Annotated in this window: 15 protein-coding genes; 4 read left to right on the forward strand and 11 right to left on the reverse strand. The window is 72.7% G+C overall.

The genetic code is table 11. From position 1 onward, the window contains the following. Positions 1-70 precede the first annotated feature (70 nt). Both ACZ6C1_RS21070 and ACZ6C1_RS21075 read left to right on the forward strand, forming a co-directional pair. Positions 71-1,207 carry a DegT/DnrJ/EryC1/StrS family aminotransferase gene (locus ACZ6C1_RS21070; RefSeq protein ID WP_469242984.1) on the forward strand — a complete coding sequence of 379 codons (1,137 nt, stop codon included), beginning with the start codon at positions 71-73 and terminating at the stop codon, positions 1,205-1,207. Further along, a complete protein-coding gene (locus ACZ6C1_RS21075) occupies positions 1,200-3,314 on the forward strand; it encodes a lipopolysaccharide biosynthesis protein (RefSeq protein WP_469242660.1) in 2,115 nt (704 codons plus the stop codon). Before ACZ6C1_RS21070 ends, ACZ6C1_RS21075 begins: the two co-directional genes overlap by 8 nt. Positions 3,315-3,355: 41 nt before the next feature. Here ACZ6C1_RS21075 and ACZ6C1_RS21080 read toward each other — a convergent pair whose 3' ends face one another. From ACZ6C1_RS21080 to ACZ6C1_RS21130, 11 genes are all read right to left on the reverse strand, one after another. After that, a complete protein-coding gene (locus ACZ6C1_RS21080) occupies positions 3,356-4,468 on the reverse strand; it encodes a glycoside hydrolase family 26 protein (RefSeq protein WP_469242661.1) in 1,113 nt (370 codons plus the stop codon). Continuing rightward, positions 4,465-4,860: a hypothetical protein gene (locus tag ACZ6C1_RS21085; RefSeq protein ID WP_469242662.1), complete on the reverse strand. Its 396-nt coding sequence runs from the start codon at positions 4,858-4,860 to the stop codon at positions 4,465-4,467. The genes ACZ6C1_RS21080 and ACZ6C1_RS21085 overlap by 4 nt, the downstream gene beginning before the upstream one ends. A gap of 581 nt (positions 4,861-5,441) precedes the next feature. Then, positions 5,442-7,394: a hypothetical protein gene (locus ACZ6C1_RS21090; protein WP_469242663.1), complete on the reverse strand. Its 1,953-nt coding sequence runs from the start codon at positions 7,392-7,394 to the stop codon at positions 5,442-5,444. A 154-nt stretch (positions 7,395-7,548) separates the two neighbouring features. Then, a complete protein-coding gene (locus ACZ6C1_RS21095) occupies positions 7,549-8,346 on the reverse strand; it encodes a polysaccharide deacetylase family protein (protein WP_469242664.1) in 798 nt (265 codons plus the stop codon). Beyond that, positions 8,343-9,590, reverse strand: coding sequence for a glycosyltransferase family 2 protein (locus ACZ6C1_RS21100; protein WP_469242665.1), 1,248 nt, complete (start codon positions 9,588-9,590; stop codon positions 8,343-8,345). The genes ACZ6C1_RS21095 and ACZ6C1_RS21100 overlap by 4 nt, the downstream gene beginning before the upstream one ends. A 10-nt stretch (positions 9,591-9,600) precedes the next feature. Continuing rightward, positions 9,601-10,671 (reverse strand): GNAT family N-acetyltransferase, encoded by a 1,071-nt coding sequence (locus tag ACZ6C1_RS21105; protein ID WP_469242666.1) that lies wholly within the window; start codon positions 10,669-10,671, stop codon positions 9,601-9,603. Between the two features lie 135 nt (positions 10,672-10,806). Beyond that, the gene (locus ACZ6C1_RS21110; protein WP_469242667.1) at positions 10,807-11,499 is read right to left on the reverse strand and encodes an aspartate/glutamate racemase family protein; all 693 of its coding nucleotides are present in this window, start codon (positions 11,497-11,499) and stop codon (positions 10,807-10,809) included. Beyond that, positions 11,496-12,374: a ribonuclease BN gene (locus ACZ6C1_RS21115; protein WP_469242668.1), complete on the reverse strand. Its 879-nt coding sequence runs from the start codon at positions 12,372-12,374 to the stop codon at positions 11,496-11,498. Before ACZ6C1_RS21115 ends, ACZ6C1_RS21110 begins: the two co-directional genes overlap by 4 nt. A gap of 521 nt (positions 12,375-12,895) precedes the next feature. Next, positions 12,896-14,539 carry an ABC-F family ATP-binding cassette domain-containing protein gene (locus tag ACZ6C1_RS21120; RefSeq protein ID WP_469242669.1) on the reverse strand — a complete coding sequence of 548 codons (1,644 nt, stop codon included), beginning with the start codon at positions 14,537-14,539 and terminating at the stop codon, positions 12,896-12,898. 121 nt (positions 14,540-14,660) lie between these two features. Beyond that, entirely contained in the window at positions 14,661-15,524 is an 864-nt protein-coding gene (locus ACZ6C1_RS21125; RefSeq protein WP_469242670.1) for an LLM class F420-dependent oxidoreductase, read from the reverse strand. 79 nt (positions 15,525-15,603) lie between these two features. Beyond that, positions 15,604-16,716: a CapA family protein gene (locus ACZ6C1_RS21130; protein ID WP_469242671.1), complete on the reverse strand. Its 1,113-nt coding sequence runs from the start codon at positions 16,714-16,716 to the stop codon at positions 15,604-15,606. Between the two features lie 133 nt (positions 16,717-16,849). Between ACZ6C1_RS21130 and ACZ6C1_RS21135 the strand changes: the two genes are divergently transcribed. Continuing rightward, positions 16,850-19,750: a hypothetical protein gene (locus tag ACZ6C1_RS21135; RefSeq protein ID WP_469242672.1), complete on the forward strand. Its 2,901-nt coding sequence runs from the start codon at positions 16,850-16,852 to the stop codon at positions 19,748-19,750. Then, positions 19,750-20,610: an immunity 49 family protein gene (locus ACZ6C1_RS21140; RefSeq protein WP_469242673.1), complete on the forward strand. Its 861-nt coding sequence runs from the start codon at positions 19,750-19,752 to the stop codon at positions 20,608-20,610. The genes ACZ6C1_RS21135 and ACZ6C1_RS21140 overlap by 1 nt, the downstream gene beginning before the upstream one ends. Positions 20,611-20,779: the final 169 nt, after the last annotated feature.

The following is a 20,779-nucleotide window of genomic DNA, read 5'->3' on the forward strand; positions in this document are numbered from 1 at the left end:
CGTCCCAATTGGGCGACATTGGCCGGGGCTCAGGGGGGATCACATGGGGTACGCCGCTCTGGAAGAGCTGATGCGCGGGCGCCTCGGCAGAGAGTGCCTGTACGTGCCGTCCTGCCGGCTCGGGCTGTACGTGGCCCTGCGCCACTGGTGCCCGCCCGGCGGCAGGGTTCTGATGTCACCCGTCAACGACGACGTCATCTTCTTCGTCGTCCTCGCCGCCGGCCTGCGCCCGGTCCAGGCGCCGCTCAGACCCCTGGACGCGTCGATCGACGCGTCGGCCGTCCCCGACGACGTCTGGCGCGGCCTGTCGGCCGTCCTCACCACCAACCTGTACGGAAACCCCGACCCCGCGCCGGAACTGGCGGCCAGATGCGCCGAACTGGGCATCCCGCTCCTGGAGGACGCGGCGCACGCCATCGGCAGCGAGGTCGGCGGCCGGCCCGTCGGCACGTACGGCGACGCGTCGGTCTTCAGCCTCTCCAAGCACACCGGCGCCAAGACCGGCGGCTTCCTCGCGGTACGGGACGCGGGGGTCGCCAAGGAACTGGCCGGAGCCCGTGACGAGTTGCTGCACCCCTCCCGCGTCGGTGCCGAACTCGCCTACGCCGCCCGACCCTACGCCGAGGCCGCCGTACGGCACCTGCGCCTGGTCAGGGCCGCGCGCGCCGGGATGCGCCTGCTGGGCACGGCGGAACGCGAGGAGATCCGGATGCCGCTGCGCCCCGGCGAGCTGAAGGCCGCGACGGCCGGCGCCCCCGGACTCGTACCGTTCCACTCCTGGGTGCGGGTCGACCTGCACGACTACCGGCTCACGCCCGGCCCGGCGCGGCTCCGGCGCACACGGCGGCTCCTGGAGCGCCTCGACGCGACGCTGGCGGCGCACCGCGCCGGTACGGAGAAGCTCCTCGCCTCCCCCTGGTCCCCCCACCAAGGCCCCGCCCAGCCGCTGTTCCGCGTCCCGCTGCTGGTCGCCGACCGTGACGCGGCCATCGCCGCCCTCGCCCGGGCGCGCGTCACCACCGGGTACCTGTACGACCCGCCGCTGGACGACTACGCGGGCGAGCCCTTCACGCGTGCGTCGCCCCGCCCCGGCCCGGCCCGCTGGTTCGCCCGGCACGCGCTGCCCGCCGACCCGCTCCGGGCGGACCTGGTCCTCGACGTCCTGCGCGCCTCGGGTGCCCGGCCCGCCGCCCCGCACGGTGACTGACACGGCGGTCCGGCGGGGCACCGAGCCGACCGGACCGGACGGCGCCGCCCGGAGCGGGCGCCCGGGCGGCGACTCGATGTTCCGCAACGCCTACGCCCTGATGCTCTCCACCGGCGTCTCCGCCGCGCTCGGCCTCGGCTTCTGGCTGGTCGCCGCCCGCTACTACACCGAGGAGGCCGTCGGGCAGGGCTCCGCCGCCATCGCGGCCATGCGGCTGCTCTCCTCCATCACCGCCACCACCATGATCGGCGCCGTGGTCCGGTACGTACCGCGCGCGGGACGGGCCACGGGGCCCCTGGTGTGGCGCGCGTACACGGTGAGCTCGCTGGTGGTGGCCGTGGCCAGTGTGGCGTTCCTGTGCACGCTGGACCTGTGGGGGCCGTCGTACGCGCCACTGCGCGGTCCGGCCGCCGGGGCGTTCTTCACCGTCGCGTGCGTGGCGTGGGCGCTGCTCACCCTCCAGGACGGGGTGCTGACCGGCTTGCGCAAGGCGGTGTGGGTGCCGGTCGGCAACGCCGTCTTCTCCATCGGCAAACTGCTGTTCCTGGTCATCTTCGCCACCGCGCTCCCCGCCCTCGGGATCTTCGTCTCATGGGCCCTCGCCATCGCCCTGTCGGTCCTGCCGCTGGGCTGGTTGGTCTTCCGCCGGCTCATCCCGCGCCAGGCCACCGCCGACCGCCACCGCGAGCCGCCCACCGCACGGGAGATGGGGCGGTTCCTCGCCGGTGACTCGGTCGGCGCGCTGTTCAGCCTGGCGATGATCAACCTGCTGCCGGTGATGGTCGCGGTCCGTTTCGACGCCGCCCACAACGGGTGGTTCTACACCGCGTACACGGTCGGCGGAACCATGGAGTTCATGGCCATCAACATGGCCTCCTCACTCACCGCCCACGCCTCGCACAGCCCCGACAGCCTCGCCGAGGGCGTACGCGGCGCCCTGCGCCGGATGGCGTTGCTGCTGGTGCCGGTGGTGCTGGTACTGGTGGTCTTCGCCCCGCGGATCCTCACACCGTTCGGGCCCGCGTACGCCGAGAACGGCACGCTCGTGCTGCGGCTGCTGGCGGCCGCCGCCCTGCCGCGCGTCGCGGTCGAGCTGTACATCGGCGTGCTGCGGGTCCAGGGCCGCACCGGCGTGCTCGCCCTCGTGCAGGGCGCCATGTGCGCGCTGGTGCTCGGCAGCGCGGCCGTGCTGATGGGCCCGGCGGGCATCGCGGGCGCGGGGCTCGCGATGCTGTTGTCGATGGTGGTGATGGCACTGGTGTCGGCACCCGGGCTGCGCGGAGCGCTGCTGGGCCGGGAACCGAAGCCGTTCGTGCGGCGGCGGTCCCGGGCACCGGAGTACGGCACGAGCTGGGCGCGCGAGGCGGCGGAACGGGAGCAGTCGCGGGGCGGCTACCCGGGTGCCGGCTATCTGCGGGGCGGGCACGACACGGCGACGCCCGCGTTCGGACTGCCGGTGTACGTGCGGGAGCCCGGGCCCGCCGAGGGGGGCGGGGGCGAGCGGTGGCTCGCCCGGTGGCTGTGGCTGCTGCTGGCGCTCGCCGCCGGGCTGTTCTGGGTGCCGCTGGCCGGTGCCCGGGACGTGACCCGGGAGCGGCTGTCGGGCGCCGAACTGCTGGAGGTGCTGCCGCCGGTCACCGTCACGGCGGGCATCCTGCTGGTCGTCGTGTACTGCGCGGCCGTCTCCCTGGAGCGGCTGCGGCCCGCCCTGACCGGCGCGGCCCTGCTGGTGACGGTCGCCGCCCTGCACTCGGCCCCGCCGCTGGTCGGCATCGCCCCGGAGGCGGCGGCCGGTCCGGGGACGTCGGCGCTGGCGCGGCTCGCCACCGAGGTGGTGGGGCTGCCCGGTCCTGCCGCGCGGGACGCCGTCCTCACCGCGCTGCCGCTGCTGCTCCAGGTGCTGTGCCTGGCCCTGGCGGCGGTGGCGCTGCGGGCGGCCGGGGTGGCCGGGCGGGTCGTGGCGGGCGTCGTGTGGGTGCTGGCGGTGACCGGGTGGGCGGCGCAGGGCGCGTTCGCGGCGGTGGCACTGCCCGTGTTCCTGGGCTGCGGGGCGGCGGCCGTCACCGCCCTGGCGACGGCCTGGCGGCGGGGTGGGGCGGGAGGGTGAGGCGAGCGGGTGAGGCGAGCTGGTGAGGCGGATGGCCGCCGCTAGCGGGGCGGGACGGGCTGTCTGAAGTAGTCGGCCTGCCCGGCCAGGCGGTAACCCTCCAGCCCCGGCCCGTCGTTGACGGTCAGGTCACAGCCCTCGCCCGGCACGGGACGGTTCCAGTGGACCATCGCCTTGACCCGGGGCAGGGTCGGCGCGACCTCGGGGATCTTCGCGTACCAGTCGCGCTGGCGCTCCGGCTGACGGGGGTCGGGGGCGGTGGCGAACTCGGCCAGCATCAGGGGCTTGCCGGCGGAGACGTGGGCCCGCAGCCAGTCGTAGGACGGGCGCTGGCTGCGCTCGAAGTCCAGCCAGTCGGTCGACTTGTGGCAGAGGTAGTAGTTGTACTGGTCCATGCCGATCCAGTCGACGTAGTCGTCGCCCGGGTACAGCCGCTTCATCTGCTCGGCGTGGCCCAGGTACCCGGACACGGTCCACACCCACACCACGTTGTCCACGCCCAGTTCCTCGAACCGGTCGTGAATGTGGCGCCAGGCGGCGACGAACTCGGCCGGGGTCCCCGCGCCCTCCTTGATGCGGAAGTCGGTCTCCTGGTCGAAGGAGAAGAAGACGCGCTTCCCGTACGCCTTGATGCGGCGGGCCTGCGGATCGATGATCTCCTCGTCGTACGCGCCGGAGGCGATGTTCTTCCAGCCGAGCTGCCGCTCGGTCCAGTTGGCGTGGTGGGGCTCGGTCCAGACGGTGGACTCCCAGGCCAGCATCAGCAGCCGGTCACGGCCCAGTTCCTGCTCGTCGGGGGTGAGGAGCCGGCCGTCGAGCTCCGTGTTCGACATGTCGTGGTAGTTGTAGACGAGGTCGAGCCTGCGGCCGATCTTCCGCTCGAACGTCAGGACCGCGTCCTTGAGGGAGCCGTTGGCCGCGTACGGCACGTAAGCGCCCCACCAAGCCCCGCACGGGGGCTCCAGTGACGCAGTCGGCGCGCACGGGCCCTTCGGTACGTCACCGGAGGCGGCGTCGCGCGGCAGGTCGCCACCACGGTCGTCGGGCCGGGAGGCCACCCACACACCGAGCCCCACGAGCAGCGCCCCGACCACGGCGAGCACCAGCGCCATGTACGTACCCGCCCGCGACCCACCGGTGCGAGGCCCCCTCATCCGTCTCCCCCACCGGTCCTGGGCGGTCCGGCCGCGCCGCGCGTCGCCGCCGGCAGCGGCACACCCGGCAGAGCGGCGGCGACCGTGACGAACGCGGCCAGCGCTACGAGGAACACGGTCGTGGTGAACCCCTCCACCAGGAACAGCGAGGTCGCGGTGAGCGCGGCCAACGACAGGCTGACCGGCGCGGCCAGCGCCAGCGCCTCCAGCCTCGCCCCCGGCCGGAGCCCCGCGGGCTGCGGGTGGAGCAGTGCGAGGCCGGGCCCGAGGGCGACGAAGACCAGGACGGGGATCCAGCGCAGCGGCGAGCCGCCGGGCAGCGCGGTGGCGGCGAGCGCGACCCACCCGGAGGCGGCGAGGCCGGTTCTGAGCCCGGTCCGCCTCAGACGCACACGGCCCGACGAGCTCGGGTCCGGCGAGCCATGACCGGGCCGGTCCGGGTTCGCCGAGGCCCCGGCCCGCGAGTGCGCACCCGGCGCGGTCCCGCCCGGGGAGCCCGGGACCGGGGCGGTCGGGGCCGGGGCGGTCGGGGCCGGGGCGGTCGCGTCCGGGTAGTGCGGGGCTGAAGCGGTCCCGTCCGGGGAAGTCGGGGCCGGCGCTGTCGCGTCTGGGGAAGACGGGGCCGGCGGAGTCCGGTGCCGGGTCACGTCCGGGGAGCCCGGGTCGGGCGCGGCCCCGTCTGGGGAGCCCGGTTCGGGCGCGGTCGCGTCCGGCGAAGTGGGAGCTGGCACGGTCCCGTCCGGGGAGCCCGCGTCCGGTGAAGTCGGGGCCGGTCGAGTCACGTCCGGGAAGTTCGCGCCCTGCGCGGTCGCGTCCGGTGAAGTCGGGGCCGACCGGGTCGCGTCCGGCGCGGTCGCGTTCGGCAGGGCATGGCCTCGCCGGGTCGGGGCTGGAGGGGTGCGGTCCGGCTGGGCCGCAGCGGAGAGCGTGCGGTCGGGTCGTGCGCGGTCGGGCTGCATGGCGATCTCCCCCGTCACCTCTGCCTGTTCTGGCCGTACTCAAGGACGATCCCGTACTCGCTGTCCTCCACCACGCGGAAGAGCGGCGAGGCCTTGAGGTCGGCCGTCAGGTCGTCGAAGCCACCGGGCGGAAGGTAGCCCTCCCCGATCACGGCCTCCTCCTGCGTCGGGGTGAGGATCACGAACGCCCGCCGCCCCTCGGGGATGCCGCGCGCCAGGTAGCCCGCCGGGTCCTTGAGCATCTTCAGGTTCTCGGGCACTTCCTGTTCCGTGAAGAACCAGCGTTCGTACTGGTCGTAGCGGATGTACGCGCCCGGGAACGACCCCGTCGTGGCCAGGATCAGCGAACCGGCCGGAGCCCGGTCGTAGGCCCGCTTCACCAGCGCCACCTCGGCGGGCGGCGCGTAGTGCATGCCCTCCTTGCCGTAGTACGACGGAAGGAATCCGGCGAGAAGGGCCGTCAGCGTGACGGGCAGGGCGACGGCCGTGACGCGCCGGGCGACCCGGGAGGCCCGTCCCGCGGCGCCGGCCGCCGGGACCAGCGCGGCGGCGGCGAAGAAGGCCGTACCGGGGAGGCCGAACAGATAGACCCGGAAGAGCATTTCGCCGCCGTAGTCGTTGACGGCGAACATCGGTACGGGCGCGGCGGCGGCCAGCAGCAGGGGCAGGGCGCTGCGGACCAGCCTGCGGCGCAGCACCACCGCCGTACCGGCGAGCGCGGCGAGGGCCAGCACCATGAGGATGTTGGCGGCGCCGACCAGCTCGGGACCCGGTCCGGTCGGCTCACCGGCGTATCCCGCGCGGGAGTTGCTCAGCAAATCGCCGGCGGAGTCGCGGAGCGTGCTCAGCGTCTCAAGGAACAGCACCCTGCCCATCGTCAGGTCCCAGACGATCATGATGGCGCCGCTGACAACGAGCAGCCCGATGTTGCGATAGCGGCGGGTGAGGCAGAGCGCGAACAGCGTGGCGCACAGCATCACGGGCGTGAGCTGGTGGGACGCGTTGATGGCCGCGATGAGCGGGACGAGGACCAGCACGCAGACCGCGCGCTGCCGGGCCCCGGTGGGCGGCGGGACGGTGGCCGCCGCCGGATCGAGCCACGCCCGGTCGCGCAGCCGCCCGGCCGACCCCGGCCGCACGAAGTGCCGCAGCACGACGGCGAGGACGGTCAGGTACAGCAGGTAGGAGAAGCCCTGCGGGGAGAGGTAGTCCTGGCCCACCCAGTTGGCGAGCTGGAAGATCCACACCCCGGTCCACACCAGCCGCCAGTCATCGGTGAAGGTGCGGTAGATCAGCAGCAGCACGGGCAGGGTCAGGGCGCCGAGGGCCACCGGCGCCCAGTTGATGTACGAGGCGGCCGCCTCCACGCCGAAGGCCCGTACCAACGCGGCGTTGAGCGAGAAGAACCCCGGCCACTGGTCGTACGCCGACATCCCGCCCGACAGTTCGGTGTACGGGTGGACCGTGCCCTCGGCCAGCAGCCGGGTGATCACTTCGTCGTGCTTGGCCGCCCACGCGTACCGGACCGAGTCGTACAGGACCGCGGGCGGGGCCTTGAGCGCCACCAGCATCGTCACGCAGTAGGCCGCCGGCCACCAGGGCGCCGTCCCGGCGCGGCGCAGGGTGACGAGGAACCCGGCCGTCAGGACGGCGAGCGCGGCGTAGTACGCCACCGGGAACCGGTCGAGCAGCCCGTAGTCCCCGATGGCGCGGAACCCGGTGCGTGGCAGCGCGTACACCCACAGGACGGCGGCGAGCAGCAGCGGCAGGCAGCTGAGCGCCGTCTGCCAGGGCCAGTGCGGGGACCGGGCGGGCGGTGGCGCGCCGGAGCGGACATCCGTCGTCGCGTCCCCGGTCGGCCTCTCCCCGGTCGACCGGTCACCTGTCGCCCGGTCTCCTGCCGCCCGGTCACCTGTCGCCCGGCCCGCGACCGGCGCGGGCGCGGGCGCGCGTTGCTGCTGCTGCACTGTGCCACTCCCCCCACGAATGTGGCCGCTTCAGCGAAGTATAGGAATGTCCTTCGGATTTGGGCGGCTGTTGGTGATTCTTGTGGATAACCCCGGACTCCCCGACTGCCGGACTCCCGGACTGCCGGACTCCCGGTCTGCCGGACCCGGCTGCTCAGCCCGCGAACTCGGGCCGGCCCCGGACCGTCGCCCTGGCCCGCCGGTACAGCCGCCAGCCGACCGTCGCCGGCGAGTCCCGGTACGGGGCGGTCCTCGCGCCGCGGCCCGCCATCCAGTCCTCGATGTCGGCGACGGTGTGCGTACGGCGCACGATGAGCCGGGCGATGCGGTACGTCTCGTCCGCGTCGGAGCTGAGCGCGTGCCGAACGGCGACGGCGGACGCGTACCCGGCGTCGAGCGCGGCCCGGCGCACGGCGCGGTTGTTGTAGCCGTGCGGGTAGGCCAGGTGCGCGACCGCGTGGCCGAGCACGTCCTCCAGGACCGCCTTGCAGTCGCGCAGTTCGCGTCGGACCTCGCGGGGCCGGAGCGTGTCGAGCTGGGGGTGGGTGACCGTGTGGGCGCCGACCTCCATCCCGTACTGCTCCAGCAGGGGCGCCTCGGGGAGCGCCATCATCGGTGCGGGTGGCAGGAGGCAGGCGCGCCCGGGGGTGATCGCCCCCGTGGTCAGGTACGCGGTGGCGGGCAGGTCGCGGGCGGCGAGCGCCTCGGCGGTGGGGCCCGGCAGGTCGGCGAAGCCGTCGTCGAAGGTGAGGACGACGGGCCGGGGCGGAAGGTCGCCCTTCCCGGTCAGACGCCCGGCGAGCGCGGAGAGGTGGACGGGCGTGCGGCCGCTCGCCACGACGGCGTCGAGCTGCGCCGCGAAGTCGCGGGGCGTGACGGTGAATTCGGCGATCCAGGCGGGTGGGTCGTCCATCACGGCGTGGTAGAGCAGGACGGGAATGGGGGCTCTCATCTCGCCTCCGGTCGTCTGGTGCGCAGCCGCGCCCGGGCGTAGCCGAGCGGCCCGTAGAGCATTCCGCGCCGTTCCAGCCGCGAGAGGCTGCGCGGCCAGGGGTGGCCGTGCGTGGCGTGCTCGCCGGGTACTGCGCCCGGTCCGGTGGCGGCGCGGGCCGCGGTCATCGCGCGCGCGTGGGCGAGGCCGCGCGGGAGGCGGGCGAGGAGGGCGGGCAGCAGGGCGGGGCGCCGGACGGCGAGGGCGGTGAGGTAGGCGGTGAGGCCGGCGCCGTAGCCGTACGCCTGGTTGCGCAGGTCCTGCCAGGTCTCGCGGTGGTGGTGCCGGACGAGGGCGTCGGGCGTGTAGTGCAGGCGGTGCCCGGCGGCGAGGACGCGGACGAACGCGTACAGGTCGTCGCCGCCCCTGGCGGGCGTCCCGGTGCCGGTGGCCGGGTCGAAGCCGCCGATGCCCTCGAGGGCGGTGGCACGGAACGCCATGTTGGCGCCGGAGCCGAAGCTGCCGGCGGTGAACGGGAACAGCGGCTGGTCGGCGGGCGGGCGCGCCGGGTCGTAGGTGCGGGGGGTGAAGCCCTTGGTGAAGCCGCCGTGGCTTTCCAGCAGGATCTGGGCGGGGGTGCGCAGCCGGGCGGGCAGGATCAGCCCGGTGACGCAGCCGATGCGCGGGTCGTCCGCGAAGGGTGCGGTGAGGGCGGTGAGCCAGTGCGGGTCGGCGACCACGTCGTCGTCGGTGAAGGCGAGGACGGCGCCGTCGGCGGCGGCGACGCCCCGGTTGTGGGCGGCGGCGAGACCGGGCACGTCCTCGCGCACGTACCGCACGCTTTCCGCGTACTTGCGTTCGATGAGCTCGCGCGTGCTTCCGGTGCGGGGCGCGTTGTCGACGACGACGATCTCGTAGTCGGGGTGGTCCTGGTCGAGCAGCGAGTCCAGGGCGCGGGAGAGCTGCCCGGCGCGTTCCCGGGTGGCGACGACGACGGAGGTACGGGGCAGGTCCCGGTACGTCTCGGGCGGCGGCGGCCGGTGGCCGGCCAGCCGCTCGCGGGCGAGCGCGGCGAGGGTGCGGGCGGGGTCGGCGCCGGGCGGGACGTGGCCGAGTACCGTGCCGATGGGGCGGCCCCGGAGCCGTACGAGGGCGTGGACGTCGCCTTCCGGTCCGTCGGTGTCGCACCGGAAGGACAGGATGACGTCTTTGTCGAGGTCCTCCAGATCGAGGTCGGCTACGGCGATGGGCCTGGGCGTGTGCATGGGACCTCCTTCAGTGGCCGCGCAGCCGGCCGACCTGCTTGAGCGCCTGCTGGGCGTATCCCGCGAGCCGGGGCCGGTCGCGTACGAACCGGTGGGCGCGGCGAGCCGGCTCACGGCTCAGCCGGTGGAGGCCGGACCGCACCCCGGGGCGTACGGCGGCGCCCTCGTACACGCGCAGGTCACCGGTCTTGAGCGCCTCCTTGTACTCGGCGGTGCCGCGGCCGAGGTCGAGCATCCCGATGCCGGCCGCGGCGGCCGCCTCCGCCATGCGGAGGTGGAGGACCAGGCCCGGCGAGTACGGGGCGTACGCGGTGTCGTACGCCGGGAACCAGCAGGACAGGACGGTGCGGGAGCGCAGCCCGAAGTGCGCGGCGACGGGCCTCTCGGCGACGTACAGGACGGACAGGAGTCCGGAGCAGCCCGGCGTGCGGGTGGTGTGCAGGTCGCGCACCAGGGCGCTGATCCATTCCCTCGCGAACCGGTCACGGCGGCCGGTGCGGCGGTACTGGGCGGATTTCCACGCCATGAGCGTGCGCAGCGCGGCGGGGTCGCGCTCGTCGAGGACGAAGCGCACCTCCCCTTCGCGGCGGCCGAGGCGCCGCTCCTTGGCGAGGGTCGTCCTCAGGAACTTGGGCGACCGGACGCGCAAGCGGGCTTCGTACGCGGCGTACCCCTCCCCCACGTCGACGACCGGCGAGGCGAACTCCTCGACGGCGCCGGGCAGGAACGCGCCCTGCCCGGCCTCGAGGTTGTCGAACTCCCAGGCCGACAGCCCGCAGCCGCGCAGCAGTTCACGCGCGGTGATGCCGATTCCCGGGCGCAGCACCGCGCCCTGGCAGTCGGACACACCGAGCCCGATGGCACGCCCGTGTCCCAAGGGGCCGGTCTCGTACGGGAAGAACCCGGCCGGTTCGCCGTCCTCGCTGAGGACGGCGACCCGTGCGGTGGGCCGTACGCGGCCCACGGCGAGCGTGAACTCGGGCTCCATGAAGGGGTTGGCGGGCGCGCCGGACTTGCCGCGCAGTTCACGCCAGGCGTCGGCCTCTTCCTGGTTGAGCTCCCCCGGCTTCACGACATGCATGCGTACAGCGCTCAACTCGGACCCCCCGGTCTCCCCCTGAGTCTTGCTGGGACAGGACGGTACCGGTCCACATCACTCCGGGACAGGGTCAGTCGCCCAGGTAGTGACGTGAGGGAAACGGATGATCAAACGTGATCAAAGGGACAGGGCGGCGGTGACGGCGGCCTCTGCGTGCAGGCGGGTGGTGGGGAAGACCGGCACCGGGCTGTGCTCCTGCCCGATCAGCAGCTCGATCTCGGTGCAGCCGAGGACGACGCCCTCGGCGCCGTCGGCCACGAGCTGGTCGATGACCCGCTGGTAGGCGGCGCGGGAGGAGTCCTCGACGACACCGAGGCACAGCTCCTCGTAGATGATCCGGTGCACTTCGGCCCGCCCCTCCGCCTCGGGGACCAGGACGGTGAGCCCGTGCCCGGCGAGCCGGTCGCGGTAGAAGTCCTGCTCCATGGTGAACGCCGTACCGAGCAGCCCCACGGTCTTCAGCCCCGCCGCGCGTACGGCGTCGGCGGTGGCGTCCCCCAGGTGCAGCAGCGGCACGGGCACCGCGTCCTGCACCTGGCCGGCGACCTTGTGCATGGTGTTCGTACAGATCAGCAGCAGATCCGCCCCGGCCGCCGCCAGCCCGCGGGCGGCCTCGGCGAGGACCTCCCCGGCCTGCTCCCACTCACCGGAGACCTGGAGCCGCTCGATCTCCGCGAAGTCGACGGAGTGCAGGATGCACCGCGCGGAGTGCAGCCCGCCGAGGCGTTCGCGTACGAGCTCGTTGAGGAGGCGGTAGTACTCCGCGCTGGATTCCCAGCTCATGCCGCCGATCAGTCCGATGGTCTTCATCGGGCCAGGTTGCCATGATCGCCGCTGCTGCCGGGGGTGCGGGGCGGGGGGTGGGGGGTGTCCGGGCGGTCGGTGAGCATGCGGCCGACCACCGCGCCCAGATGGATGACCACCCCCACCGCCACCAGCCAGGAAATGATGATCATGACGACGCCGACGGGGCCGTACCGCTGTTCGTTGGCCACGATCGACGCGGAGAAGAAGCGCGCGGAGAACAGGCCCAGGCCCAACCAGCAGACGCTGGTGGCCAGCGCGGGCGCGAGGAGGGTGCGCCACCGCACCACGCCGGACAGGAGCACCCAGGCCGTGCCCCACCAGAAGGCGACCGCCCAGACGAACCCGGCCAGGCTCCTCAGGGGCAGCCCTCCGGTCACGCGGCCGACCGCGCCCTGGACGGCGCCGAAGACCAGAAGGAAGACGAGCCACACCACTTGGACCCCGACGTCGCGCCATCCCCGGTTGGGGACGTCGAAGAGCAGTTGGTACCAGCTCTGCAGGGTGCCCGCCACGGCCACGGCCCCCAGGGCCATGAGGAAACCGCTCACCACCGTCACCGTGTCCGAGCCGGGCCCGGGGACGAAGAGCGACGCCACCGCGTCCGCGGCCTCCTGGTTCACCCCCAGCCACCGGATGACGACCGCGGCGGTGTCGCGGCCCGTCGCCTCCGTGAGGACGATGAGCATCGGGAAGAAGCACAGCAGCGCGAGCGCGGACAGCTGGAGCGCGTGATTGAAGAAGTCGGCCGCCGCGAGCCGGCTCCACATGCGGCCCCACAACCTGCCCGGCCGGCTCTTCTGGAAGCGCCGGACCGCCTGCCGGCCCCACTGCCCGGCCCGCAGCGGACCTTTGCGCCTGCGGCGAGCCTCGCCTCCCATGAAGGCATTGAAGCCCGCGACCCCCTGCCTGTCGCGCCACCGTCCGCCGGTCGGCGCAACACCACCAGGGAATCCGCCCGGGCGGCGGACCCGCCGGGCCGGAGCCGGCGGGCCGTGTCCCGCCGGGGCCCGGAGCTGCCGGGCGGAGGGCCCGCCAGGCCGAGACTCGCCGGGCCGAGGACGCGCTAGGCGGAGACTCGCCGGGGCCACGGCCCGGCCGGGACCTGCCGAGCTCAGGGGCCGCCAGGCCGGGACCTGCCGGCCTACAGCCCGTCAGGACAGGACCTACCGAGCGCAGGGCCCGCTGGGCCGAGACCCGTCAGGACGGGGCCGCCGAGCCCGAGACGCGCCCGGCCGAGACTCGCCGGGCCCACGGCCCGCCCGGCCAGGGCCCGCCGGGCGGAGGGTGACCCGGCGCCCCATCACGGCCGACGGGCCGGGCGCGGTGACTCCTGTCCTCCCCCTCAGCCACCGCCTCCCGTCACCGCACCATGCCCGGCCGTCTGCCCATCGGCAGCGGCTCAGTCGAGCGCGACCAGGTCGGCGTAGTCGGCGCTCCACAGGTCCTCGTCGCCGTCCGGGAGGAGCAGGACCCGCTCGGGGCGCAGGGCCTCGACGGCTCCGACGTCATGGGTGACCATCACGATGGCGCCCGGGTAGCCGGACACCGCGGCGAGGACCTCGTCACGGGAGGCGGGGTCCAGGTTGTTCGTCGGCTCGTCCAGCAGGAGGACGTTGGCGCCGGAGTGGACCAGGCGGGCGAGGGCGAGGCGGGTCTTCTCGCCGCCCGACAGCACACCGGCCGGCTTGTCGGCGTCGTCGCCGCCGAACAGGAACGCGCCGAGGACCCGGCGTACCTCACCGTCCGTCAGGTGCGGGGCGGCGGCCGACAGGTTCTCACCGACCGTGCGGGCGCGGTCCAGGGTGTCGTGCTCCTGGTCGAAGTAGCCGAGCCGCAGCCCGTGCCCGTGCACCACCCGGCCGGTGTCGGGCTCCTCCAGGCCGGCGAGGATCTTCATGAGGGTGGACTTGCCCGCGCCGTTGTGGCCGAGGATCACCAGGCGGCTGCCCCGGTCGACGGCCAGGTCCACGCCGGTGAGGACCTGGTGGGTGCCGTACGCCTTGGTCAGGGACACCGCGCCGAGCGGCGTCCGCCCGCAGGGCGCCGGCTCGGGCAGCCGGATGCGAGCCACCTTGTCGGCGCGGCGGGCGGGTTCCAGGCCGGCCAGCATCCGGTCGGCGCGGCGCACCATGTTCTTCGCGGCGGTCGCGGTGGCGACGTGCGCCCGCATCCGGTCGGCCTGGGTGCGCAGCGCGGACGCCTTGCGCTCGGCGTTGGCCCGCTCGCGGGCGCGGCGTCGTTCGTCGGCGGCACACTGCGCGAGGTAGGCGTGCCAGCCGGTGTTGTGCACGTCGAGGGTGGCGCGGTGCGGGTCGAGGTGGAAGACCCGGTTGACTGTGGCGGCGAGCAGGTCGGTGTCGTGGCTGATGAGGACGAGCCCGCCCGGGTGGCCGGTGAGGAAGCCGCGCAGCCAGCCGACGGAGTCGGCGTCGAGGTGGTTGGTCGGCTCGTCCAGCAGCAGCGTGTCGTGGCGGGAGAACAGGATCCGGGCCAGTTCGACCCGGCGCCGCTGCCCGCCGGACAGTTCGCCCACCGGCTGGTTCAGCACCCGGCCGGGCAGCCCGAGTCCGGCGGCGACCCGCGCGGCCTCGGCCTCGGCGGCGTACCCGCCCCGGGCCTGGAACTCCGCCTCGGCGCGGGCGTAGGCGGCCATGGCGCGCTCCAGGCGCCGGTCGGGCGCGGTGCGGACGTCGGGCGCCTCGCGGGCGCCGGAGGCGCCGGAGGCGTCCGTCAGGGCGGCCTCGGCCGCGCGCAGTTCCCGCACCGCCCGGTCGAGCCCGCGCGCGGACAGGATCCGGTCGGTGACGGTGGTGGCGGGGTCGGCGGCGCGCGGGTCCTGTGCGAGGTGGCCCACGGACCCCGTGGCGACGACGTCACCGGCGGCGGGGCGCACGTGCCCCGCGAGGATCTTCATGAGGGTGGATTTGCCCGCGCCGTTGCGGCCGACCAGGCCGATACGGTCGCCGGGCGCGACGTGGAAGGAGATGCCGGCCAGCAGCAGCCGGGCGCCGACGCGTACGTCGGCACCACGAACGGTAAGCATGGTTTAACGCTCCGGATAAGCAAAAGGACACACGGGTGGCGTGGGGCGTGTGTCCTGAGCTAGGAGATCCGGGGCGTAGACATGTCCACCAGAGTAGGGAACGGCCGCCTCCGGCCGCATCTCATTTCGTTGCGCGCACCTGCCGTGCCAGCTCGGCCAGGTGCGTGAGGGAGGCGTGGGTGGAGGGGTCCGGCATGGCGACGATGATGTGGTCGATGCCCTGTTCCGCGAGCTCGCCGCAGCGCTGGACGCTCTCGTCCACGGACTGTCCGTCGGGCACCCGTATGTGGAGCGTCTTCTCGATCGCCTCGTACGGCCGCCTCTCCGCCTCGCAGTGCGCCCGCAGCACGTTCAGCTTGTGGCGTACGTCGGCGCCGAGGAAGAGGTTGCACGCGTCGCCGTAGCGGGCGACCAGCCGCAGGGTCTTCTTCTCGCCGCTGCCGCCGATGAGGATGGGTGGGTGGGGGCGGGAGAGGGACTGGGGCGAGTTGAGGGTGCGGGCCAGGCGGTAGTGCTTGCCCTCGTACGGGGTGTCCTCGGCGCTCCACATCCGCTTGGCGATGCGCAGTGTCTCCTCCAGCCGCTCGAACCGCTCGGCGACCGGCGGCAGTCGGAACCCGAGCCCTCGGTGTTCCTCCTCGTGGAACCCGGCCCCGATCCCGAGCACGGCCCGCCCGCCGGACAGCACGTCCAGGGTGGTCACCTGCTTGAGCAGCAGCCCGGGCTGACGGTACGTCACACCCGTCACGAGCGTGCCGAGGGTGACGCGGCGGGTGAGGGCGGCCGCGTACGACAGGGCGCTGTAGGCCTCCAGCATGGGGTCCTCGGCGGCGCCGAAGTTCGGTATCTGGAAGAAGTGGTCCATCACCCAGAAGCTGTCGAGCCCGGCCTCGTCCGCGCCGCGCGCGACATCCGCGAACCGCGCCGCGATGGCGGCGTCGCCGCCGGGCCAGACGAACCGTGGGCAGGTGAGACCGAGCTTCATGAGCACTCTCCTCCAAGGGCTTTCGGGCAGACGAAAACAGCCTGCCGGGGTCGGCAGGCTGTGCTTCATGTGTGTGGGGTCAGCGGGAGCTTACGACGAGCGCGCCGGCGGCGTCGAGGCCGACGCGGACGCCGAAGCCGCGGCTGACGCGGTCCAGGGTGCCCCGCAGCCACTCGCGGTCCTCGGGCGGGGCGTGACGCAGGCGCATGCGGTGGGCCTGCATCGGCACGATCCGTACGGCGGGCGGGCGGGCGGAGCCCGGCTCCACAGTGACGAAGTACAGCGGACGGAGGTCGTCCCGGTAGTACTCGTAGCCGGTGATGCCCTCGTAGTCGTCGATGAGGTCCCCGCAGCCGTAGAGGACGAGCCCGTCGCGGTACAGCTCCAGGGGGCGGGGGTGGTGCGAGGAGTGCCCGTGCACGACGTCGACGCCGCCGTCGATCAGCGCGTGCGCGAACCGGACCTGGTCCCGGCCGACGGCGTACCCCCAGTTGGAGCCCCAGTGGACGCTGGCGACCACCACGTCACCGGGCCGGGCGGCCTCCCGTACCCGGCCGGTGATCTCGGCCGCCGCCTCGTACGTCGGCCCCGGTACGAAGGCGACCCCGGGCCGCTCTTCGGTGGCGCCCCAGTCGGGCGGGATGCCGCTGGACTCCATCCCGAAGGCGACGACGACGACCCGTGGACCGCTCCCCGGTTCGACGACGGCCGGCCGCCGGGCCTCGTCCGCGGTCCGCCCGGCACCGGCGGCCCGCAGGCCCGCCCCGGCAAGGGCGTCGAGCGTCTCCTCCAGCCCCCGCCGGCCGAAGTCCAGCACGTGGTTGTTGGCCAGCACGCACACGTCGGGCCGGGCGGCGGCCAGACAGGGCAGGTTCTGCGGGTGCATCCGGTAGTGCACTTCCTTCCCGGCCGCGAACACCCCGTCGCCGGTGACGCTCGTCTCCAGGTTCACCACCCGCACGTCCGGCGCCACCTCGTCGAGCACCCGCAGGGCGTCCCCCCAGGGCCGGCCGGGCTCGACGGGCCGCGGTATGGGCCCGTTCGCCGCTTCGGCCAGCTCGACGTACGCGCGGGCGTCCCGGATGTACGACTCCTGGAGGGCGGGGTCACCGGGCCGGGGCAGGATCTGGTCCACCCCGCGGCCGAGCATCACATCACCGCAGAGGAACAGCGTCACCGCGTCGGCGGTCATGCTTCCAGGCTAGTTCGAGACTGGCGTGATTGCTGATTGCACCCGTGACGAGCAGGTTGATAGTCATGTCGTACACATGATCCATTCGACAGGTGTGTCGTGACCTGTCGAAGGGCCGCGGGGGGCAGAAGAGTTGAGCAACGACGCACCGGTCGACCCGGCCGAAGTCCCGGTCTTCACCGGCAACGAGGCTCTACTGGACGAGAAGGTGAAGGCCCTGTCCGGCGCCGGGGTGAAGATCTCCACGGCCGCAGGGGACGTCCATACATCCTTCGGTGGACTGCGGGGCTTCTACAAGGCCCCCGAGGCGGAGCAGCTCTTCGCCACCACGCAGCCGGTCCATGACAAGGCGCTTGAGGTCGGCTCGGACCTGTGTGTGATCGCGGGTGCGCTGGGGACGTACGCCAACGACATCCGTCCCCTGGTGAAGCGATTGAACGACCTGCGCCAGGCCGCGGCCGACTTCCGCAACAAGGTCGCCGACGACGAGAAGTGGCGCGAGGACGGCGACCTGACGGATGAGAACCTCGACCGCCGCAACGAGATCGCCGAGGTCTGGACCCAGTTCCAGGCCGCGGAAAGGGCCTGCCACGACAAGATCATTGCCCTTGTCGACGGCACGCCGCTCAAGGTCGACGACGGGTCCCACCAACCTGGCATGTACGGGTACGACGCCGAGATGCTCAAGCAGGCCGAGAGCCTGCCGTGGGGCGACGCGGTCGCCGAGTCCACCCCGGGGTGGCAGGTGTGGGAACACGCCGGCGACTTCTTCGAGGGCTTCTTCGTCGACGGCGTGTGGGGCACCGTCACGAGCTTGGGCACCCTCGTCGGCATCCACGGCTGGGACGAGGCGGGGCAGGCGTGGAAGGGCCTGGGGATGGTCGCCACGGGAGTGGCCATCAGCTCGATTCCGGTCGTGGGTGGGTGGTACGGCTCGGCATCCGACGACCAGCTCCCGCCTTGGCTGCGGGACTCGCGTACCGCGATGAAGGAGGCGGGCAAGGCGTTCGTCGCCTGGGATCAGTGGGAGGAGAACCCCGCCCGGGCCGGCGGCACGGTGACTTTCAACGTGCTCAGCACCGTCTTCACGGCCGGTGCAGGAGGCGCGGTGTCGGGCGCGGGCAAAGCCGGCGTGGCCGCCAGGGCCCTCTCCTTCGCGGGCAAGGCGAACCGGGCGCTCGACCCCACGACGTACCTCTTCAAGGGCGGCACCGCGAGCATGTCCAAGCTCGGTGACGTCATGACCGGCCTGCGAGGCATGGGCCACGTCGACGTCAGCCTCCCGCCCGGTACGGTCGAGCTGCCCTCCGGGGCCTCCCTCCTGCCAGACGGAACGTTGCACCTCCCTGACGGGGCGGAGGTCCCCCCGGGTGTCGTGGAGGTCCCCCCGGGCACGGTCCGCCTCCCGGACGGCACCCCGATCCCCCCGGGCTCCATCGACTTCGGCGACGGCATGGTCCGCCTTCCCGCCGACACGCCGGCCCCGGCCGGAGCGGTACCCGTGCGGGAGGGCACCCTCAAGGTCACCGACGGCACGATCGCCCTCCCCGAAGGCACGGTCCGGCTCACCGACGAGAACGGCCAGGCCGTCTACGTCGACCCCGAGGGCCATCTGTACGACTCCGACGGCAACCTCGTCCAGCACGCCGAGAAGGCCCAGAAGGAGAATCCTCCCGCCACCTCGGGAGCGGCCACCTCTCCGGCGGCCCCCTCCCGCGCCGACACCCCGGCCAGGCAGCCGGCCCTGGTCGGCGCGGGCGCCGCGGCCTCGGACGACGTCCTGCGGGTGGGCGACAGCCTGGGCACCGGCCCGGGCGACATGGGCCGCCTCGGCGACGACACCCCCAACGGCGCCCCGGAGACGCCGTCGGAGCCGGCGGCCCAGGCGGGTGACAACCGCCCGGGCGGCGGCGCGGGCAACCACATGCCGACCAACAACATGGACAGCAGTCCGACGGGCGGCGGTCGCTCCAGCAGCGCAAGTACAAGCGGTGGCGCACATGACGTGCCCGGCGGCGCGACGGCCGACAACAGCCACCCTGGTGGCTCCTCCGCCGACAGTGGCATACCGGTGAGCGCCCCCCACGAAGCCCGGGACCGGGTCACGGGCAGCCCGGACGAGACCTCCCGTGGCGCGGACGGCGCCGACGACGGCGCGGGGGGTAATGCCGGTGATCAGCCTGTGAGCCGGTCTCCGGAGGAGATGAAGCGCATCCGGGACGAGCATGTCCGCCTGGCCAACGAGGATCCAGAATGGCGAAAGGCGCATTACGATGCCCGGGTGCACCGCAGGAGAGCCAATGAATACGTCGATGGGCAACTTCTGCCCAAGCTGACGGAACTCACCGATGGACGACTTGTCGCCACTGATGAACTCCCGTACGCGGACCGCGAGTACTACCGATTGAAGCCGGTCGCGCTCGACTTGGATTCGGTGAAACGTGAAGTCAGTGGGGAACTCGACGATTTGGCAAGGGCGCACAGAGATTTTCTGGACCTCGGCAGCGCCCAGCGGGCCTATGACAAGAACCCGACCCCTGAGAAACTGGAAGCGCTCAAAGAGGCGCGAAAGTCCATGGAGGGGCGACCCAACAACTCCAAGATCGGGGAGAACCTCGGCGAAGGAGCGGCACGACTTCACGCGGTTCCGGAGATTTTCGACAACGCCCAGGAAATACACCTCATGGAGACCGGCAACGGATCCAGGAGATTTGATCAACTGTACCGTCTCAACGAGGGGAAGGGCGACTTCGTCATCGTCGAAGCGAAGGCGCCTGACGGCAGACTGGACTGGCGAAAGGGAGCCGGTCCGGAGAGCCAGAAAATGGTTAAGCAAGGAACCCTTGAGTACGTCCGGACAATCCTCCACGAAATGACCAAACGCGGTGACCCGGATAAGAGTACTGCCGAGGAAATGCTGCGGGGGCTCCGCAACAAAGAGGTGCAGTACGTCCTGGTGAGGGCGAACGAGCACCCCGGAACCTATGCTGGGGCGGAACTCCAGTACTTCGACCTCTACAGGGAAGAGCGCTAGTGGCTGCCGTCGTCCCCCGCCATGGTTTCCGCACGGACCACGCCCCGGGGCGCGATCCGGTACTCGACCGAGGCACCATCTGGGCGCTGGAGGATCTCCACAAGTCGCCCCAGGCCGTCGCGGACGCCATGAGCTCGTCGATGATCTTGGCTCGGGCCAGAGCGGCCGCGGACCCCACGGCAGAATGGATCGAGACGTGGGAGGCGTGGGTGACAGCCATGCAGTCCGGCTCCGCCATGTTCGCTGCCGCTACGACGTCGGGGGAGAGCGTGGAATGCCGCATCCACCACGAGATGCGTACGATTCCGGCGACAGGTCCAAAGCCTTGGGTGGACGCGGGAAACTGGGTCACGGCGTTCTGGCTGGCCGTCATCTGCCGTGATCAGGACCGCATGACGGCACTGTGCCAGGTGCCGGTTTCGCTGCTGCGCGAGTCCGGCTCGGTCTACGACGAGTACATCTACTCCTGGGTGGAAGCACTGCAGTCCTATTGGCTGGGGCGCCAGGACTTCAGCCAGAAGCTGGTTGAGGCAGCTCGGGGCGCCGCCCCCGGAGCCACCGAGATTGCGGGATCCGAGTTGCTGTCGAAGATCATCTGGCCGCCGATCGACCTGTTCCATCGGTTCGTCACAGGCGACCACGAGGGCTTCAACAACTCGCTTGCCGACGCCCTCAGATCGCACAGAGAGTTCTGGACTGCTGATGCTGAGCGCGCACAGGACAGTGACGGCCTTGTGGCTATCGGTCCTCTGGCCATGGCCTGCTTCGCCTACGATGCCGGGTTCCCGATCGAGGTCGAGTCGGAGTACCTGCCCAAGCACCTTCTGGAGCGTTCATGGACCGGCGAGTTCGAAACGTGATGAGTCCTCAGGCCGGCGGTCGGGGAAGGTGAGCACGCAGGCTGTCCACCAGGCAGTCCAGTACCGGGGTGGAGTACCTGTCCAGTGATCCACCTGAACCGGTGGAGAAAAACAGACCACATGGCGCGTACCGGTGATGGCGGCGGACTTCGGGCGCGACCTCGATGCG

Source organism: Streptomyces sp. NPDC041796 (assembly GCF_055590785.1).

Bases quoted from the DNA above. Each gene is read 5' to 3' on its own strand.
- ACZ6C1_RS21070 (WP_469242984.1), top strand. From the start codon at position 71: ATGCGCGGGCGCCTCGGCAGAGAGTGCCTGTACGTGCCGTCCTGCCGG.
- ACZ6C1_RS21080 (WP_469242661.1), bottom strand. From the start codon at position 4,468: ATGAGGGGGCCTCGCACCGGTGGGTCGCGGGCGGGTACGTACATGGCG.
- ACZ6C1_RS21095 (WP_469242664.1), bottom strand. From the start codon at position 8,346: ATGAGAGCCCCCATTCCCGTCCTGCTCTACCACGCCGTGATGGACGAC.
- ACZ6C1_RS21100 (WP_469242665.1), bottom strand. From the start codon at position 9,590: ATGCACACGCCCAGGCCCATCGCCGTAGCCGACCTCGATCTGGAGGAC.
- ACZ6C1_RS21105 (WP_469242666.1), bottom strand. From the start codon at position 10,671: ATGCATGTCGTGAAGCCGGGGGAGCTCAACCAGGAAGAGGCCGACGCC.
- ACZ6C1_RS21110 (WP_469242667.1), bottom strand. From the start codon at position 11,499: ATGAAGACCATCGGACTGATCGGCGGCATGAGCTGGGAATCCAGCGCG.
- ACZ6C1_RS21115 (WP_469242668.1), bottom strand. From the start codon at position 12,374: ATGGGAGGCGAGGCTCGCCGCAGGCGCAAAGGTCCGCTGCGGGCCGGG.
- ACZ6C1_RS21120 (WP_469242669.1), bottom strand. From the start codon at position 14,539: ATGCTTACCGTTCGTGGTGCCGACGTACGCGTCGGCGCCCGGCTGCTG.
- ACZ6C1_RS21125 (WP_469242670.1), bottom strand. From the start codon at position 15,524: ATGAAGCTCGGTCTCACCTGCCCACGGTTCGTCTGGCCCGGCGGCGAC.
- ACZ6C1_RS21130 (WP_469242671.1), bottom strand. From the start codon at position 16,716: ATGACCGCCGACGCGGTGACGCTGTTCCTCTGCGGTGATGTGATGCTC.